General features: G+C 45.7%; 17 protein-coding genes. 13 read left to right on the top strand and 4 right to left on the bottom strand.

All coding sequences use genetic code 11. The features are described from left to right. The first annotated feature begins 5 nt into the window (after nucleotides 1–5). The 7 genes from AC0C66_RS13375 (at nucleotide 6) to AC0C66_RS13345 (ending at nucleotide 8,376) form a co-directional block, all read left to right on the top strand. The gene (locus tag AC0C66_RS13375; protein WP_072182434.1) at nucleotides 6–1,025 is read left to right on the top strand and encodes a zinc-binding alcohol dehydrogenase family protein; all 1,020 of its coding nucleotides are present in this window, start codon (nucleotides 6–8) and stop codon (nucleotides 1,023–1,025) included. 24 nt (nucleotides 1,026–1,049) lie between these two features. Further along, a complete protein-coding gene (gene uxuA, locus AC0C66_RS13370; protein WP_072182435.1) occupies nucleotides 1,050–2,129 on the top strand; it encodes a mannonate dehydratase in 1,080 nt (359 codons plus the stop codon). Then, complete coding sequence (locus AC0C66_RS13365; RefSeq protein ID WP_072182436.1) at nucleotides 2,126–2,962, top strand: SDR family oxidoreductase; 837 nt, start codon at nucleotides 2,126–2,128, stop codon at nucleotides 2,960–2,962. Before uxuA ends, AC0C66_RS13365 begins: the two co-directional genes overlap by 4 nt. A gap of 47 nt (nucleotides 2,963–3,009) precedes the next feature. Next, on the top strand, nucleotides 3,010–4,278 hold the full coding sequence (locus tag AC0C66_RS13360) for an MFS transporter (protein ID WP_014113451.1): 1,269 nt from the start codon (nucleotides 3,010–3,012) through the stop codon (nucleotides 4,276–4,278). Between the two features lie 87 nt (nucleotides 4,279–4,365). Next, nucleotides 4,366–5,367: a LacI family DNA-binding transcriptional regulator gene (locus tag AC0C66_RS13355; RefSeq protein WP_072182437.1), complete on the top strand. Its 1,002-nt coding sequence runs from the start codon at nucleotides 4,366–4,368 to the stop codon at nucleotides 5,365–5,367. Nucleotides 5,368–5,443: 76 nt separating this feature from the next. Next, nucleotides 5,444–6,886, top strand: coding sequence for a tagaturonate reductase (locus tag AC0C66_RS13350; protein ID WP_088679486.1), 1,443 nt, complete (start codon nucleotides 5,444–5,446; stop codon nucleotides 6,884–6,886). Further along, nucleotides 6,883–8,376, top strand: a complete 1,494-nt coding sequence (locus AC0C66_RS13345) for a UxaA family hydrolase (protein WP_072182439.1) — start codon at nucleotides 6,883–6,885, stop codon at nucleotides 8,374–8,376. The genes AC0C66_RS13350 and AC0C66_RS13345 overlap by 4 nt, the downstream gene beginning before the upstream one ends. A 36-nt stretch (nucleotides 8,377–8,412) precedes the next feature. Here the strand turns inward: AC0C66_RS13345 and AC0C66_RS13340 are convergent, their stop codons facing one another. After that, complete coding sequence (locus AC0C66_RS13340) at nucleotides 8,413–9,177, bottom strand: sulfite exporter TauE/SafE family protein (protein WP_014113455.1); 765 nt, start codon at nucleotides 9,175–9,177, stop codon at nucleotides 8,413–8,415. Nucleotides 9,178–9,401: 224 nt separating this feature from the next. After that, entirely contained in the window at nucleotides 9,402–9,866 is a 465-nt protein-coding gene (locus AC0C66_RS13335; protein WP_072182440.1) for a DinB family protein, read from the bottom strand. Between the two features lie 148 nt (nucleotides 9,867–10,014). Between AC0C66_RS13335 and yjoB the strand changes: the two genes are divergently transcribed. The 3 genes from yjoB (at nucleotide 10,015) to phrA (ending at nucleotide 12,691) form a co-directional block, all read left to right on the top strand. After that, nucleotides 10,015–11,286 (top strand): ATPase YjoB, encoded by a 1,272-nt coding sequence (yjoB, locus tag AC0C66_RS13330; protein ID WP_072182441.1) that lies wholly within the window; start codon nucleotides 10,015–10,017, stop codon nucleotides 11,284–11,286. A 144-nt stretch (nucleotides 11,287–11,430) separates the two neighbouring features. Next, the gene (gene rapA, locus AC0C66_RS13325; protein WP_472973600.1) at nucleotides 11,431–12,567 is read left to right on the top strand and encodes a response regulator aspartate phosphatase RapA; all 1,137 of its coding nucleotides are present in this window, start codon (nucleotides 11,431–11,433) and stop codon (nucleotides 12,565–12,567) included. Continuing rightward, nucleotides 12,557–12,691 carry a phosphatase RapA inhibitor PhrA gene (gene phrA / locus AC0C66_RS13320; RefSeq protein ID WP_014113458.1) on the top strand — a complete coding sequence of 45 codons (135 nt, stop codon included), beginning with the start codon at nucleotides 12,557–12,559 and terminating at the stop codon, nucleotides 12,689–12,691. Before rapA ends, phrA begins: the two co-directional genes overlap by 11 nt. 31 nt (nucleotides 12,692–12,722) lie before the next feature. Here phrA and AC0C66_RS13315 read toward each other — a convergent pair whose 3' ends face one another. Further along, nucleotides 12,723–12,977 (bottom strand): YciI family protein, encoded by a 255-nt coding sequence (locus AC0C66_RS13315; protein WP_087987210.1) that lies wholly within the window; start codon nucleotides 12,975–12,977, stop codon nucleotides 12,723–12,725. 125 nt (nucleotides 12,978–13,102) lie between these two features. On the opposite strand from AC0C66_RS13315, the gene AC0C66_RS13310 reads away from it, so the two are divergent. Then, nucleotides 13,103–14,056, top strand: a complete 954-nt coding sequence (locus tag AC0C66_RS13310; protein WP_088679485.1) for an N-acetylmuramoyl-L-alanine amidase — start codon at nucleotides 13,103–13,105, stop codon at nucleotides 14,054–14,056. 36 nt (nucleotides 14,057–14,092) lie between these two features. Here AC0C66_RS13310 and AC0C66_RS13305 read toward each other — a convergent pair whose 3' ends face one another. Further along, nucleotides 14,093–14,470 (bottom strand): PH domain-containing protein, encoded by a 378-nt coding sequence (locus AC0C66_RS13305; RefSeq protein ID WP_079288551.1) that lies wholly within the window; start codon nucleotides 14,468–14,470, stop codon nucleotides 14,093–14,095. 106 nt (nucleotides 14,471–14,576) lie between these two features. Between AC0C66_RS13305 and AC0C66_RS13300 the strand changes: the two genes are divergently transcribed. Both AC0C66_RS13300 and AC0C66_RS13295 read left to right on the top strand, forming a co-directional pair. Continuing rightward, the gene (locus AC0C66_RS13300) at nucleotides 14,577–15,179 is read left to right on the top strand and encodes a poly-gamma-glutamate hydrolase family protein (RefSeq protein ID WP_072566136.1); all 603 of its coding nucleotides are present in this window, start codon (nucleotides 14,577–14,579) and stop codon (nucleotides 15,177–15,179) included. 74 nt (nucleotides 15,180–15,253) lie between these two features. Continuing rightward, on the top strand, nucleotides 15,254–16,090 hold the full coding sequence (locus tag AC0C66_RS13295; RefSeq protein ID WP_072182443.1) for a manganese catalase: 837 nt from the start codon (nucleotides 15,254–15,256) through the stop codon (nucleotides 16,088–16,090). The last annotated feature ends 16 nt before the right edge of the window (nucleotides 16,091–16,106 follow it).

Genomic DNA, 16,106 nt, shown 5'->3' with positions numbered 1-16,106 from the left:
GAAAAATGAAAGCGGTTCAAGTGCGAAAAGCGTATGATCTGGTGACTGTGGAGATGAAGAAGCCGGTTCTTTCAAAGGATGATGAAGTGCTCGTGAAAGTCAAGCGAGTCGGGATTTGCGGCTCAGACATGCACATTTATCATGGCACGAATCCGCTCGCCACCCTCCCGAGAGTCATCGGACACGAGGTAACGGGACAAGTAGAGGAAGTTGGGGCGAATGTACAGAGCCTTAAAACCGGTGACCACGTTGTGATTGAGCCGATTTCTTATTGCGGAACGTGTTACGCCTGCCGGAAAGGGCGCCCGAATGTTTGTGCCAAGCTTTCTGTGTTTGGCGTACATGAGGATGGCGGCATGCGGGAATATGTTGTGCTTCCGGAAAGGCAGATTCACGTTGTATCAAAGGACTTGCCTTGGGAAGAAGCGGTCATGGCCGAGCCTTACACGATAGGCGCCCAGGCAGTGTGGAGGGGCCAGGTGGAAAAAGGTGATACCGTTCTGATTCAGGGAGCGGGGCCCATCGGGATCTGTGTGTTGAAAATGGCTAAGCTGGCGGGCGCTGCCGTCATGATGACTGACTTGAATAACGAGCGGCTGGCATTTGCGAAAGAAAACGGTGCCGACGCTGTCGTGAATGCCCAAACAGAAAATGTTGCTGAGCGGGTCCGGGAATGGACTGGGAATGAAGGAGCCAATGTGGTCATTGATGCGGTTTGTCTGCCGGCGACTTTTGAGCTTTCAGTTGAGGTCGTTTCTCCCGCGGGACATGTGGTGGTGCTTGGATTTGATGAAAAAGCGGCACAAATTTCTCAGCTGCCGATTACAAAAAAAGAAGTCACGATAACCGGATCGAGATTGCAGACCAATCAGTTTCCCAAGGTGGTAGAGCTTTTGAATAAAGGACGGTTAGCACATAACGGACTGGTGACCCATACATTTTCAGTAGATGACGTCCATCATGCATTTCAGTTTATCAAGGAGCATCCAGATCAGGTGCGAAAAGCCGTTATCACGTTTGATTAATCCACTGAATCCGGAGGTGTACACATGAATATGACATTTCGATGGTATGGCCGAGGCAACGATACAGTCACACTGGAATACGTGAAGCAAATCCCCGGAGTCAAAGGCATCGTCTGGGCTCTCCATCAAAAACCTGTCGGCGATGTATGGGAAAAAGAAGAAATCAGAGCCGAGACCGAATATATTCAATCCTATGGTTTTCATACTGAAGTTGTAGAAAGCGTGAATGTTCATGAAGCGATTAAACTCGGAAACGATGAACGAAGCCGATATATTGAAAACTACAAACAAACCATCCGCAATCTTGCCGAATTTGGCGTGAAAGTGATCTGCTATAATTTTATGCCGGTTTTTGATTGGACACGCACGGACATGTTTCGTCCACTGGAAGATGGATCAACCGCTCTGTTTTTTGAAAAGGCCAAGGTGGAGAGCCTTGAGCCCCAAGAGCTGATTCGGACGGTGGAGCAAGCATCTGACATGACACTGCCGGGGTGGGAGCCCGAAAAATTAGCTCGGATCAAAGAGCTGTTTGCAGCCTACAGAACGGTCGATGAAGAACAGCTATGGGACAATCTATCATTCTTTTTGCAGGAAATTCTTCCGGTTGCAGAAAGTCACGGTGTTCAAATGGCCCTTCATCCGGATGACCCGCCATGGCCGATCTTCGGGCTGCCGCGTATTATCACAGGGGAGGCAAGCTATAGGAGGCTAAGGGCGATATCGGATTCACCGTCTAATTGCATCACTCTTTGTACAGGTTCAATGGGAGCCAATCCCGCTAATGACATGGTGGAGATTGCTAAGACGTATGCCGGCATCGCTCCATTTTCACATATTCGCAATGTGAAAATTTTTGAGAATGGCGATTTTATTGAAACATCTCATCTGACGAAAGACGGTTCGATCAACATTCAAGGCGTGATGGAAGAACTGCATAAGCAGGATTACAAAGGATATGTCAGACCGGATCATGGGCGCCATCTTTGGGGTGAGCAATGCCGCCCGGGATATGGCCTATACGATCGGGCACTTGGCATCATGTATTTGAACGGGCTGTGGGACGCCTATGAAGCAATGGCAAAAAAAGAGGTGGAAGTATGATCCCGCTGCATGAGAACCTGGCTGGTAAAACGGCTGTCATCACTGGTGGCAGCGGCGTGCTTTGTTCAGCGATGGCCCGGGAGCTTGCCCGCCATGGCATGAAGGTGGCGATATTGAATCGGACGGCTGAAAAAGGCCAAGCGGTCGTGAAGGAGATTACAGCAGCTGGCGGCACAGCTTGCTCTGTTTCTGCGGATGTGCTGGACAGGAGGTCACTTGTGCAGGCAAAGGAGGACATCCTCGGCCGATTTGGCTCTGTCGATCTGTTAATTAACGGGGCTGGCGGCAATCATCCTGACGCGATAACTGATGTGGAGACATATGTAGAAGCAGGAGAAGGCCAATCCTTTTTTGATTTGGATGAGGGGGGCTTTTCAACTGTATTCTCTACCAACTTCACCGGTGCGTTTCTGGCCTCTCAAGTGTTTGGAAAAGAGCTGCTGAAGGCTGATTCACCGGCGATTATCAATCTATCTTCAATGAGTGCTTATTCACCTATGACGAAGGTTCCGGCATACAGTGCCGCCAAAGCATCGATCAATAACTTTACGATGTGGATGGCTGTTCATTTTGCTGAAACCGGACTGCGGGTCAATGCGATTGCCCCAGGCTTTTTTCTGACAAAACAAAATCATGATCTGCTGATCAATCGAGACGGAACCTTAACCGGACGTTCTAACAAAATTATTGCGGGAACACCGATGAAGCGCTTTGGAAAACCGGAGGACCTGCTCGGCACACTTCTTTGGCTGGCGGATGAATCCTATTCCGGTTTTGTCACCGGGATCACCGTTCCTGTCGATGGAGGATTTATGGCTTATTCAGGCGTGTAACGAAAGCAGCGCAACAGAAGCTGAACCAACATAGGGGTGAGGTTGAGATGTTCTCAAAAGATAAGCTTCCCGTTATCCTTTTTTTGTTCCTGGCAGGAGTGATTAATTACCTGGATCGCTCGGCACTTTCCATTGCAGCTCCTTTTATTCAAGATGATCTCACATTATCTGCCACGCAAATGGGCTTGATTTTCAGCAGTTTTTCGATTGGTTATGCCATTTTTAACTTTCTTGGGGGCGTGGCATCTGACCGCTACGGGGCAAAGATGACCTTGTTTGTCGCCATGGTCGTTTGGTCGCTGTTCAGCGGAGCAGTCGCCCTCGCCTTTGGTTTTGTCAGCCTGCTGATTATACGCATCCTCTTCGGAATGGGAGAAGGCCCGCTGTCTGCGACCATCAACAAAATGGTGAATAACTGGTTCCCGCCGACCCAGCGGGCGTCCGTTGTCGGTGTGACCAACAGCGGAACGCCGCTCGGGGGAGCCATTTCCGGCCCGATCGTCGGCATGATCGCAATCGCGTTCAGCTGGAAGGTATCCTTCGTTCTCATTATGATTATTGGATTAATATGGGCAGTGCTCTGGTTCAAGTTTGTCAAAGAGAAGCCGCCAGTAGCGATGGGGGATGCACCGGCAATCAAAGCAGAAATGCCTCCTAGAGAAAAAATTCCGCTCACCTTTTACCTGAAGCAAAAAACAGTCCTGTTTACGGCGTTTGCTTTTTTCGCTTACAACTACATCCTCTTCTTCTTTTTGACGTGGTTTCCGAGCTACCTTGTTGAAGAGCGGGGACTAAGTGTTGAATCGATGAGTGTCATCACGGTCATTCCGTGGATTTTAGGCTTTATCGGCCTTGCAGCGGGGGGATTTGTTTCCGACTATGTGTACAAAAAAACAGCCCGAAAAGGTGTGCTGTTCTCGCGCAAGGTTGTGCTTGTCTCATGTTTGTTTTCCTCAGCGGTCCTGATTGGTTTGGCCGGGCTTGTGACAACTACTGCGAGCGCTGTCACACTTGTCGCTTTATCAGTGTTCTTTCTCTATTTGACAGGCGCTATCTATTGGGCTGTCATTCAAGATGTGGTTGATCAAAACAATGTCGGTTCTGTAGGCGGATTCATGCATTTCCTTGCTAACACGGCAGGAATTATAGGCCCGGCTTTAACCGGCTTTATTGTTGACCGAACGGGCACGTTTTCAGGAGCATTTTTGCTTGCCGGAGGGTTAGCTGTCTTTGCTTCACTAGCTGTTATTCGTTTTGTCCGTCCGATCATCGGCAAACCAGCAGGAACAGAAGCGGAGAATCCGGTGTCTTATTAATCTGGAAATATAGTGGGAGAGGCGGTATGTTTGATGATACAATATACAGTAACTAATCGCAGCCGATCTGATAAGGAAGGGAATTAGATGGTAACCATAAAAGATATCGCAAAACTCGCAAACGTATCCCACACAACCGTTTCCAGAGCACTCAACAACAGTCCTTACATCAAAGAACATACGAAGAAAAAAATACTAGAGCTCGCAGCACAGCTCAACTATACACCAAATGTAAACGCGAAAAGCCTGGCGATGCAAAAGTCACATACGATCGGGCTTTTCTTTACAAGCATCACAAACGGAACTTCACACAGCTTCTTTGCTGACACAATCAAAGGCGTAAATCAAGCCATAAGTGAGGATTACAATCTCTATGTCCGCGGCATCGATGATCTGAAAAACTATGACTCCGTTACGCCGATGAGATATGACGGCATCATTTTAATGAGCCAAAGTGACATTGATAATTCTTTTATTTATCATATTCGAGAAAAAAACATCCCGCTTGTGGTACTGAATCGCGATATTGATGACCGCAACATCACGAATATTTTGTCCAATGACAAAGAAGGCTCTCAGGAAGCTGTAGAATACTTCATTAAGAACGGACATCAAGATATCGCCATCATCGAGGGAATCGAAGGCTTTAAATCCTCCCAGCAGCGTAAGGAAGGCTACTTAGCCGCACTGATTCATCATCATATTCCGATCAAACATGAATACAGTGTCAAAGGGCAATACGATATGGAAAGCGGCTTTCAAGCGATGGAGCGGCTGCTGGCACTGCCGAATCCTCCAACTGCTGTCTTTTGTTCGAATGATGACATGGCAATCGGAGCGATGAATGCGATATTCGCAAAGGGCCTGCGCGTTCCTGATGATATTTCAGTGATCGGTTTTGATGATATTGGATTTTCACAATACATTACGCCAAGGCTTTCAACAGTGAAGCGTCCAGTAGAGAAAATCAGCGTGCTTGGCGCGCAAAAACTATTGACGCTGATCAGCGAGCCGGAAACAAAAGCAGAAAAAATCTTGGAAAACACAGAATTCATGGTGCGTGATTCAGTCAGACGATTGACGACGTGATGGCCCGTTTTCAGCGGGCATTCTTTATACAGAAAAATGTTAACGTGTGCATAAATGAGAGAGGGAGGCAATGAAGATGCAGAAGCTAAATAAAAGTGTGTACGATCACTATACTCAGTATCCGGAAAAAATTCTCCAATTCGGAGAAGGGAACTTTCTTCGAGGATTTGTCGATTGGCAGATTGATCAATTGAATCAACACACTGATTTTAATGGGAGCGTCGCAGTTGTGCAGCCAAGAGGGTCAGAAAAAATCAAAAGGTTAAATCAGCAAGATGGTTTATACACGCTTTTTTTACAGGGAATGAAAAACGGAGAAGCGGTAAACGAGCATATGATTATCAACTCAATCAGCCGCGGAATTGATCTGTTTTCTGATTATGAAGCTTACAAAGAATTGGCTTCAAGTGAAGAGCTGCGGTTTATCATTTCCAACACCACTGAGGCCGGTATCGTATGTGATGAAAAAGATCGTTTAGAGGATAGGCCGCAAAAAACATTCCCTGGGAAATTAACGGCATTTCTCTACTTTCGCTATCAAGCTTTTAAAGGAGATCAGACTAAAGGCTGTGTCTTGATCCCATGTGAGCTGATCGAGAACAATGGCGAAAAGCTGAAGGAAACGATTCTTCATTATGCAGATCTATGGAAGCTGGAAGAAGGGTTTACACAGTGGATTCTTGATGCCAACACGTTTTGTAATAGTTTAGTAGACCGCATTGTCCCGGGCTTTCCTGTCGACAGCATTGATGAGATTACTGCAGATCTGGGCTATCAAGATGAACTGATAGTTGTGGGAGAGCAGTATTATTTATGGGTTATCGAGGGGCCGGATTGGATTGGGGAAGAACTGCCTTTTGCAGCTGCCGGGCTCCATACAAAGATTGTCAGCGACCTGACCCCTTACAGGATTAAAAAAGTGAGAATTTTAAATGGCGCTCATACGGCAATGACGCCAGTTGCTTTATTATACGGTTTAAAAACTGTGCGGGATGCTGTCGAGCATCCGGAAGTGGGGCAGTTTATTAGAGAGATGATCGGTGACGACATTCTCCCTGTTTTAAAAATGGAAGGGCTTTCTCAATATGCTGATGATGTGCTTAATCGTTTTAAAAACCCGTATATTAAGCATTACCTAGAAAGCATTGCATTGAACTCCGTTTCCAAATTCAAAACGAGAAACCTGCCGACCATTCAGGAATATGCTGAACAGAAGGGACAGCTTCCTGAACGCTTGGTGTTTTCTTTCAGTGCTCTTTTGTATTTTTATCAGGGAAACGAGAAATTGCAGGATGATCCGGTTGTTCTTCAATTTTTCAAAGAGGTGTGGCATCAGGAGAATCGAGACATGCTTCGTATCGCCTCAAGGGTGTTAGGCGAGGAGCGGCTGTGGGGGGCAGATCTGAACGAGATACCGAGGCTGACTGAGAGAGTCGCTGATTACTTGAATCATATTCATGAGCTGGGCATGCAGCGGGCTCTTGAACAATGCTGCACACAAAGGGGAGAGGTACGATGAAGTCATTTATAAAGATTCATAAACAAGATAATGTCCTTCTTGCTCTGCGGGATATTGAGAAGGGAGAGCGGCTGAATGCGGATGGCATGTCGATTGAAGTGAAGGATGATATAAAAAGAGGCCACAAGATTGCGCTTCAGCCTATCAAAGAAAACGACAGCATCATCAAATACGGGTTTCCAATCGGGCATGCATCACAAGATATATCCATCGGAGAGCATATTCATGTCCATAATACAAAAACAAACCTGTCTGATATCCAAACATACAGCTATACACCGAGATTTGATGAAAATCCGTACTCAAATGAGAACCGGACGTTTAAAGGATTTAAAAGAGAAAACGGAGCTGCCGGTGTACGCAATGAATTGTGGATTGTGCCAACTGTCGGCTGCGTCAATGGGATAGCTGAAAAAATGCTCCAGCGTTTTGTCAGAGAAACGGGGGATATCGCTCCATTCGATAACGTGCTCGTGTTAAAACACCAATACGGATGCTCGCAGCTTGGCGACGACCACGAAAATACGAAGCAAATCCTGCTGAATGCCATTCGCCATCCAAATGCCGGCGGTGTCTTGGTGTTAGGGCTTGGCTGTGAAAACAATGAGCTGGCAGGAATGAAGGAAGCACTGCAGGACGTGAACCTGAATCGGGTGAAGTTTCTCGAATCCCAGTCTGTGACCGACGAAATGGAGGCAGGCGTTGCTTTGCTGAAGGAGATTCATGAAGCGGCCAAAGGGGATAGGCGAGAAGACATGCCGCTGTCCGAACTGAAAATCGGGCTGAAATGCGGAGGTTCGGACGGTTTTTCCGGTATAACGGCAAACCCGCTGCTTGGACGTTTTTCAGATTATATCATCGCACAGGGAGGGAGTACGGTGCTGACGGAAGTCCCGGAAATGTTCGGTGCGGAAACCATCCTGATGCAGCGGGCTGCCAATGAAGAAGTGTTTCATAAAATTGTCGATTTAATCAATGATTTCAAACAATATTTTATAAAACATGATCAGCCGGTGTACGAAAATCCTTCACCGGGCAATAAAGCAGGAGGTATTTCTACGCTTGAGGATAAATCGCTGGGCTGCACGCAAAAAGCGGGGATTTCTCCTGTCGCGGATGTCTTGAAATACGGCGAAGTGCTCAAGACAAAAGGGCTGACGCTTTTGAGCGCGCCTGGCAATGATTTGATCGCTTCCTCCGCATTGGCGGCGGCGGGCTGCCAAATTGTCCTCTTTACAACGGGGAGAGGCACGCCGTTCGGCACCTTTGTCCCGACAGTGAAGGTAGCGACAAACACTCAGCTGTACGAGGCGAAACCGCATTGGATTGATTTTAACGCAGGTCTTTTAGCGGAGAATGATGTGCATGAGGAATTTGTGCTGCGGGAGTTTATCCACTATATGATTGAAGTGGCCAGCGGTCAGCTTGTGAACCATGAAAAAAATGATTTCAGAGAACTTGCCATTTTTAAATCGGGTGTGACGTTATAATGAAAAAGGCTATCCTCCGGAGGATAGCCTTTTTCATTAGATCAATTTTAAGCCACTGACCAAAATGATGGACGCCATAATAAATTGCAGCGGACGCGGGGAGAATCGAGGCGAGAGATGGCTCCCGATAAGCACGCCGGGAATCGAACCGATCAGTAGGTTAGCTGCCAGCATGTAATCCACGCTTCCGAAGCTTGCGTTCAAAATGCCTGCTGCCGTAACGAGAAGAAAAGCATGCGCGATATCTGTTCCGACAATCTGTGACGCTTTCATGTTGAATAAGTAGATCATGGCAATTGCAAATAATGACCCGGAACCGATGGATGTTAATCCGACAATAAATCCAAACACAACACCAATAAAAATCGTCAGCGCCCGCTTATTTTCAAGCGGCATCAGCTGCCAGCGGTTCGGGCGAAGCTTTCTATCCAAAAACAAACGAACGATGATTGAAATGGCAACTAGCGTTAACACATAGCCAAGAGCGTGCTTAATAATTTCTTCCTGATGCTGATGAAAGGCGGGGAACAAATGCAGTATGCCAATGGCTAGCGACGCACTCGGAATACTGCCGATGGCTAAGTATTTTACTAATTTAAAGTTAATTGTTTTCTGCCGCCAATGGGAGGCAACGCCAAACAGCTTTGTGATCGAGTTATATACAAGATCCGTACCGACCGCGATGGAAGGATTAATTCCAAGCACAATTAAAAGAGGAGTTAATAAGGCCGCTCCGCCCACTCCCGTCAATCCGACTAAGGCTCCGACAAACAAACCCATCAATATGATGCTTACACTCATGATAAAGGCCTCCTGAAAACCCGACTATTTTTATCAGATTATATATGATTAGGTCGCGTTAATCAATTAAATTTTTTGAATTTTTGCACGTTATCTGCTTGGGATTTTGGTTTGCTCAATATCTTTATTCATTTGACCTATAATGAGTGTCTGGACGAAATCTGGAAGTGAGCCGGAGGCATAAAAAAAGATACCCTAAACAGGTATCTTTTTTCTCGTTTACGTTACATGCGCTGCTGATAGAAAGGAAGCTCTGTGTGGCCCATTTCCCGCACATAAACGAACAGGTTGCCTTTATGATGAATTTCATGCTCCATTGCTAGCTGAAGCAGGGCGCTGCCTGTGACTTTTCTGCCGAAAGCGGCTGTCAGATCAATTTCTCTGTCCAGTTGCTCTTCAGTCAGCTGTTCAAGGATAGCGGCCGTTTTTTCTGTATAACTTTTTGCCAGAACATTGAGATCTGTTTCTGTTTCTTCCTGCTTGTTTTGAAATGGTGAAGCATTGCCTTCTTTAATGACATTTGCGAACAAGTGGAAAGAGGTAAGAATGTGTTTGACCAGCTCTTCCGCTGACATTGACGTTTCAGCCGGTTTGTAGCCGTAATGGTCTTTGCTGATTTTTTCAGCAAGCTCATTGGTCACGTTTCGATGGGATAAAAAATGGCTGACAATTTGATTGGATTGGCTCAATATGATCTCCTCCATATGTAAAAATGAATGGTGCAATGAAATCCTATACCAACGGTTATCAATTCACAAGTAATATGCTGTGGGATGAAACAAAATGCTATGTCAATCGTATATATAACGTTCACAAAATATGAAATGGAGTATAAACATGACAAACATACCTTTCATTTATCAGTACGAAGAAAAAGAGAATGAAAGAGCTGCAGCGGGCTACGGCACTTTCGGTTACCTTATCACACGGATTGAAGAAACGCTTTATGATCAATACGGTATATTCTATGAGCTCTATGCCAGTGATGACCCGAACACGGAATACTGGGAGCTTCTTGTAGAAGATGTCCGCAGCGGTTCATTGGAGCCTGAGCATGTGGCATATATATTTGAAAAGCTTGAAAAGAAAACCTTTGCTTACGATGAAGATGAAAAAGAACCGGATTATACCGTCCATAAGTCTATAAGAAACAGTGTATACGCGTATCCTGAAAAGGGAGTTGCTTTTGCCAGAATTCCTTATTTTCAAGATGGGAGCATCATGAGTTTTGATTGTCTGTTTGCGGTTAACGATGAAAAGATGCGTGCATTTCTGGAGGGAGTCAGACCGCGTCTCTGGGAAAAAAGCAAGCGGAAAGTGACCGTTTTTACGGATGGAGATGGAGGAACTTCAAGAGAGCAGGAAGCGATTGTCAGAGAGGTTCAGCGGAGTCAGGTAATCATGAATCCGCTATTGAAAAAAGAGATATACAGATCAATTGATCAGTTTTTTCATAGTGATAAATCGTTTTATCAAACGTATGACATCCCTTACAAGCGCGGCATTCTGTTATATGGACCTCCTGGAAACGGAAAGACGACATTAGTGAAGTCGATCGCAGGCAGTATCGATGCACCTGTTGCCTATTGGCAAATTACTGAATTTACGTCGAGCGAGACAATAGAAGAAGTCTTTCAGGCAGCGAGACGCCTCGCTCCTGCAGTTCTCGTCATCGAGGATATAGATTCGATGCCGGAAGATGTGCGATCCTTTTTTCTCAATACGCTGGACGGCGCGACATCAAAAGAGGGGCTATTTCTCATCGGCACGACAAACTATCCCGAAGAGATCGATCCAGGTTTGATGAATCGTGCAGGACGATTTGACCGTGCCTATGAAATCGGGCTTCCGGATGAAGAGCTGCGGCTGGAATATATGAAAATGAGAGGCTTTGACATCTTTTTGAGTGAAGAAGAAATAAAAAACGCCGCAAAGCTTACAGAAGGCTTTTCCTTTGCACAGCTGGGAGAATTATATGTATCTTCAGCGCTTCAATGGCACCAAGAAGGGAATCATCATATTGAAACCATGGTGAAAGACATGACAGGAGAGCAAAGAAAAAGCCGGCAGGGAAGCTGGATGGAAAGAAACAAAGTCGGTTTTCACTAAAAGAAAGCACGGGTTTTTGAAAAACCCGCGCTTTTTTGTTGCGGTTAGCCGAAATTCGACAATTGCGGTCTTTTTGCGTTCTTCTTTTTCTTGTAAATATGATAAAATATGACATATCTCGGGTAACTCAAAAGGGGGGATTAATTGAAGATGAAGCAGACGATTCCGTCCTCTTATGTCGGGCTTAAAATTAATGAATGGTATACCCATATCCGGCAGTTCCACGTTGCTGAAGCCGAACGGGTCAAGCTCGAAGTAGAAAGAGAAATCGAGGATATGGAAGAAGACCAAGACTTGCTGCTGTATTATTCTTTAATGGAGTTCAGACATCGTGTCATGCTGGATTACATTAAGCCTTTTGGAGAGGACACGTCGCAGCTAGAGTTTTCAGAATTGTTAGAAGACATTGAAGGGAATCAGTACAAGCTGACAGGGCTTCTCGAGTATTACTTTAATTTTTTTCGAGGAATGTATGAATTTAAGCAGAAAATGTTTGTCAGTGCCATGATGTATTATAAACGGGCAGAAAAGAATCTTGCCCTCGTCTCGGATGATATTGAGAAGGCCGAGTTTGCTTTTAAGATGGCCGAGATTTTTTGCAATTTAAAGCAAACCTATGTTTCGATGAGCTACGCCGTTCAGGCATTAGAAACGTACCAAATGTATGAAACGTACACCGTCCGCAGAATCCAATGTGAATTCGTTATTGCAGGAAATTATGATGATATGCAGTATCCAGAAAGAGCATTGCCCCACTTAGAACTGGCTTTAGATCTTGCAAAGAAAGAAGGCAATCCCCGCCTGATCAGTTCTGCCCTGTACAATCTCGGCAACTGCTATGAGAAAATGGGTGAACTGCAAAAGGCAGCCGAATACTTTGAGAAATCTGTTTCTATTTGCAAGTCGGAAAAGTTCGATAATCTTCCGCATTCTATCTACTCTTTAACACAGGTTCTGTATAAACAAAAAAATGATGCCGAAGCGCAAAAACAGTATCGTGAAGGATTGGAAATCGCCCGTCAATACAGTGATGAATTATTTGTGGAGCTTTTTCAATTTTTACATGCGTTATATGGAAAAAACATTGACACAGAATCAGTCTCACACACCTTTCAATTTCTTGAAGAACATATGCTGTATCCTTATATTGAAGAGCTGGCGCATGATGCTGCCCAATTCTATATAGAAAACGGACAGCCCGAAAAAGCACTTTCATTTTATGAGAAAATGGTGCACGCACAAAAACAAATCCAGAGAGGAGATTGTTTATATGAAATCTAAATGGATGTCAGGTTTGTTGCTCGTTGCGATCGGGTTTAGCTTTACTCAGGTAATGGTCCATGCAGGAGAAACAGCAGACGCAGAGGGGAAAACATTCCATATTGCGGCACGCAATCAAACATGATGATGACAAAAAAGACCCTCAGGGGTCTTTTTTATTTTAACTTCCATTCTTTTATGGTCAGCTCAGAAGATGCGCTTGCCACCAGAGGATCTGCATGTCCGATTTCCGCCGCTTCTTCCAGCGAACCTGCTTCGATGACGTAGGCTCCGCCTGTGGCGTCGCTGAATGGCCCGAACATTTTTAAGCGCTTTTCTGCCTGTAAGCGATCCAAAAATTCATAGTGGCCGGCTACATGCTCCTGATTGAATTGATCTGTTCTCGTTGTCAGCATTAAGTACGTATTCATCTCATACCCCTCCTATTGAACTTCAGTTTAACACAATTATCCATATACCGGTGACGCCGGATGGTATGAGCTTTTCGTCCTACGAATGCCACCTATTTATGAAAAAGAAAAAGGAGAGATGATAGGTGAGCATTCAAGTGAAGAAAAATTTGGTTTCTGAAGCGAAATACGCGCTGAAGTGCCCCAATGCGATGTCCGCTGAATACATTACCATTCACAACACGGCAAATGATGCGTCAGCGGCTAATGAAATCAGCTATATGATTGGGAACACCAGCTCAACAAGCTTTCACTTTGCGGTGGATGATAAAGAGGTGATTCAGGGTCTGCCGCTAAACCGAAACGCCTGGCACACGGGTGACGGCACTAACGGTACAGGAAACCGCAAATCAATCGGCGTTGAGATTTGCTACAGCAAATCGGGAGGTCCAAAATATGAGGCCGCCGAAGCCTTGGCGATTTCTTTCGTGGCTCAGCTTTTGAAAGAGCGCGGCTGGGGAATAGACCGAGTGAGAAAGCATCAGGACTGGAGCGGAAAGTACTGCCCACACCGTATTTTATCAGAGGGACGCTGGGATCAAGTGAAGGCGGCAATTGAGAAGGAGTTAAACGGAGCCGTGTCAGCGAAAAAGGCTTCAGTCTCTTCTTCGTCGTCTGAATACCATGTGAAAAAAGGCGATACACTGTCGGGGATTGCCGCATCACATGGTGTCAGTGTGAAAACGCTGCAAAGCATAAATCATATCACCGACCCTGATCACATCAAAGTCGGACAGGTGATTAAACTGTCTCAGGCGGCAACTTCTTCTAAAAGCCATGCCGCGTCTTCCTATCCGCTCCCATCGGGAGTGATCAAAGTGACAAGCCCGCTAACGAAAGGGACAAACGTAAAGCAGGTGCAGACTGCTTTAGCTGCCCTTTATTTTTACCCTGATAAAGGAGCGGAAAATCACGGCATTGACGGCGTTTATGGCCCGAAAACAGCAAATGCCGTGAAACGTTTTCAGTCTGTCAGCGGATTAACGGCAGATGGCATTTACGGTCCGAAAACGAAAGCGAAAATAGAGGAAAAGCTGTAATCAACAAACGGAAGCAGCCAAGCTTCCGTTTTCTTCTTACATACAAACTGCGGCAAGAGCCTTTTGAATATCATAAATGCTATCGTCTTTTTTAAACTGCTTTGAGACAGCGGGAAGTTCTGCGCCGGAGATCCAAATTTTCAACTCTGAATCAAGATCAAAGCGGCCGGCAGTCTCCACGCTGAATCTAGAAATGCTTTTGTACGGAATCGATTGAAATTCCGTTTTCTTTCCTGTGATTCCCTGCTTATCTACAAGAATAAGGCGCTTGTCAGTAAAGACAATTAAATCGCGAACCAATTTAAACGCGGCATCGACATCCTCACCATCGAGTAAAATATGAGCCAGCTCTTCTTTCACCGCAGCCGTTGACAGTGTTGACGCATTGCCAAGTAATCCATCAATAAATCCCATGATATACCTCCTAATACGTATTCTATCAAATCATACTATAAAAAAGGTTTTCATACATAGGCGAGTAGAGTAAACTGGTGCTGACTGGTAAAGGAGAGCATTCAAAATGAAAGATATGTATGACAGCTTTGCAGCCCTTTCTGCTTCTGAATCGGAGTACCGGATTATTTATGAGGAGAAAAACGAAAGTGAGCTTATCGTCCTCGGTCCCCACGGCGGCAGAATTGAGCCTGGCGTCAGTGAGCTGGTGCGGGCATTTTCCGATCAATGTTCCATTTATTTGTTTGAAGGTGTGAAGCAGCGAAACAACCGTTCCTTGCACCTGACAAGCACTCGTTTTGACGAGCCGCTGGCTTTAGAAAAAGTGAATGCCCACCATTACGCATTAGCATTTCATGGGTATCATGATCCTAAAACTCCGCATACATTGGTCGGAGGCGCGGACCGTAAAAAAGCCAAGCGCATTTGTGAGCAGCTGAATGAAGCTGGCTTCAGCGCCGAGCTCACGAGTGAGAAAGACCGGCTGGCAGGTGTCCATCCGAAAAATATTGTCAATCGGACGAAGAGGGAAATGGGACTGCAATTGGAAGTAAGCACGGCACAGCGAAAGGCGTTATTCCGCAATTTTGGCTGCCGTGATGAAAGTTACACACAAAACGATCTGTTTTATCGATATGTGGAAGCCATTAAGCTTGGCTTTTATGAATAAATATAACGGGACCTGCACGATCGGCCTATTCCTTCATACGCTGGGGTTGTGCGAAAGTGTAGGGAGGAATGAATATGTTTTATCATATAAAAGAGCTTCAATATCAAGCAAAGCCAGCACGTCCTGATCCTGTCTATGCAAAAAAACTTCAAGAAATACTGGGCGGCCAATTCGGTGAGATCAGTGTCATGATGCAATATTTGTTCCAAGGCTTTAACTGCAGGGCGGACGCCAAATATAAAGATTTGTTATGTGACGTAGGTACTGAAGAGATTGCACACGTAGAAATGTTGGCGACGATGATTTCCAGGCTTCTGGATAATGCACCAGCCGATGTACAGGAGGATGCTTATAAAAGCAATCCCGCCATTGCAGCAGTTATGTCAGGAATGAATCCTCAGCATGCGATTGTGTCCGGTTTGGGTGCAATGCCAGCAGATAGTGAGGGCTATCCTTGGAATGCCAAATACATTATTTCAAGCGGGAATTTGCTGGCGGATTTTCGCGCAAACTTAAATGCGGAATCTCAAGGACGCCTTCAGGTGACTCGGCTGTATGCGATGACCGATGATCCAGGGGTAAGGGATATGCTGTCATTTTTGATTGCAAGGGATACTTATCATCAAAATATGTGGTATGCGGCTATTAAAGAGCTGGAAGAAAGAGAACGGGATATTGTCGTTCCAACAACATTCCCGCGTGAGCTCGAAAAGCGGGAAGTGGCCTATGATCTGTTTAACTTTTCCAGAGGAGATGAAAGCTCACAGGGGAGATGGGCTCATGGCGAAGCCTTTGACGGCCGGGGAGAATTCCGGTATATTCCGGCCCCGATTGCATTCGGGCCTGCGTCTCATCTTAAACCGGCGCCAATGTGGGTGCATAATACGATGCCCCCAATGTCAAAATGCTAGTTTTTCTGCCGGGCTG

Source organism: Bacillus sp. VA13, from assembly GCF_055710085.1.
The sequence above is the reverse complement of the archived record's forward strand: the minus strand, read 5'-3'. Positions and strand labels throughout refer to the sequence as shown.

Coding starts and splice junctions, on each gene's coding strand:
- AC0C66_RS13375 (WP_072182434.1), top strand. CDS start 6: ATGAAAGCGGTTCAAGTGCGAAAAGCGTATGATCTGGTGACTGTGGAG.
- uxuA (WP_072182435.1), top strand. CDS start 1,050: ATGAATATGACATTTCGATGGTATGGCCGAGGCAACGATACAGTCACA.
- AC0C66_RS13365 (WP_072182436.1), top strand. CDS start 2,126: ATGATCCCGCTGCATGAGAACCTGGCTGGTAAAACGGCTGTCATCACT.
- AC0C66_RS13360 (WP_014113451.1), top strand. CDS start 3,010: ATGTTCTCAAAAGATAAGCTTCCCGTTATCCTTTTTTTGTTCCTGGCA.
- AC0C66_RS13355 (WP_072182437.1), top strand. CDS start 4,366: ATGGTAACCATAAAAGATATCGCAAAACTCGCAAACGTATCCCACACA.
- AC0C66_RS13350 (WP_088679486.1), top strand. CDS start 5,444: ATGCAGAAGCTAAATAAAAGTGTGTACGATCACTATACTCAGTATCCG.
- AC0C66_RS13345 (WP_072182439.1), top strand. CDS start 6,883: ATGAAGTCATTTATAAAGATTCATAAACAAGATAATGTCCTTCTTGCT.
- AC0C66_RS13340 (WP_014113455.1), bottom strand. CDS start 9,177: ATGAGTGTAAGCATCATATTGATGGGTTTGTTTGTCGGAGCCTTAGTC.
- yjoB (WP_072182441.1), top strand. CDS start 10,015: ATGACAAACATACCTTTCATTTATCAGTACGAAGAAAAAGAGAATGAA.
- phrA (WP_014113458.1), top strand. CDS start 12,557: ATGAAATCTAAATGGATGTCAGGTTTGTTGCTCGTTGCGATCGGGTTT.
- AC0C66_RS13315 (WP_087987210.1), bottom strand. CDS start 12,977: ATGAATACGTACTTAATGCTGACAACGAGAACAGATCAATTCAATCAG.
- AC0C66_RS13305 (WP_079288551.1), bottom strand. CDS start 14,470: ATGGGATTTATTGATGGATTACTTGGCAATGCGTCAACACTGTCAACG.
- AC0C66_RS13300 (WP_072566136.1), top strand. CDS start 14,577: ATGAAAGATATGTATGACAGCTTTGCAGCCCTTTCTGCTTCTGAATCG.
- AC0C66_RS13295 (WP_072182443.1), top strand. CDS start 15,254: ATGTTTTATCATATAAAAGAGCTTCAATATCAAGCAAAGCCAGCACGT.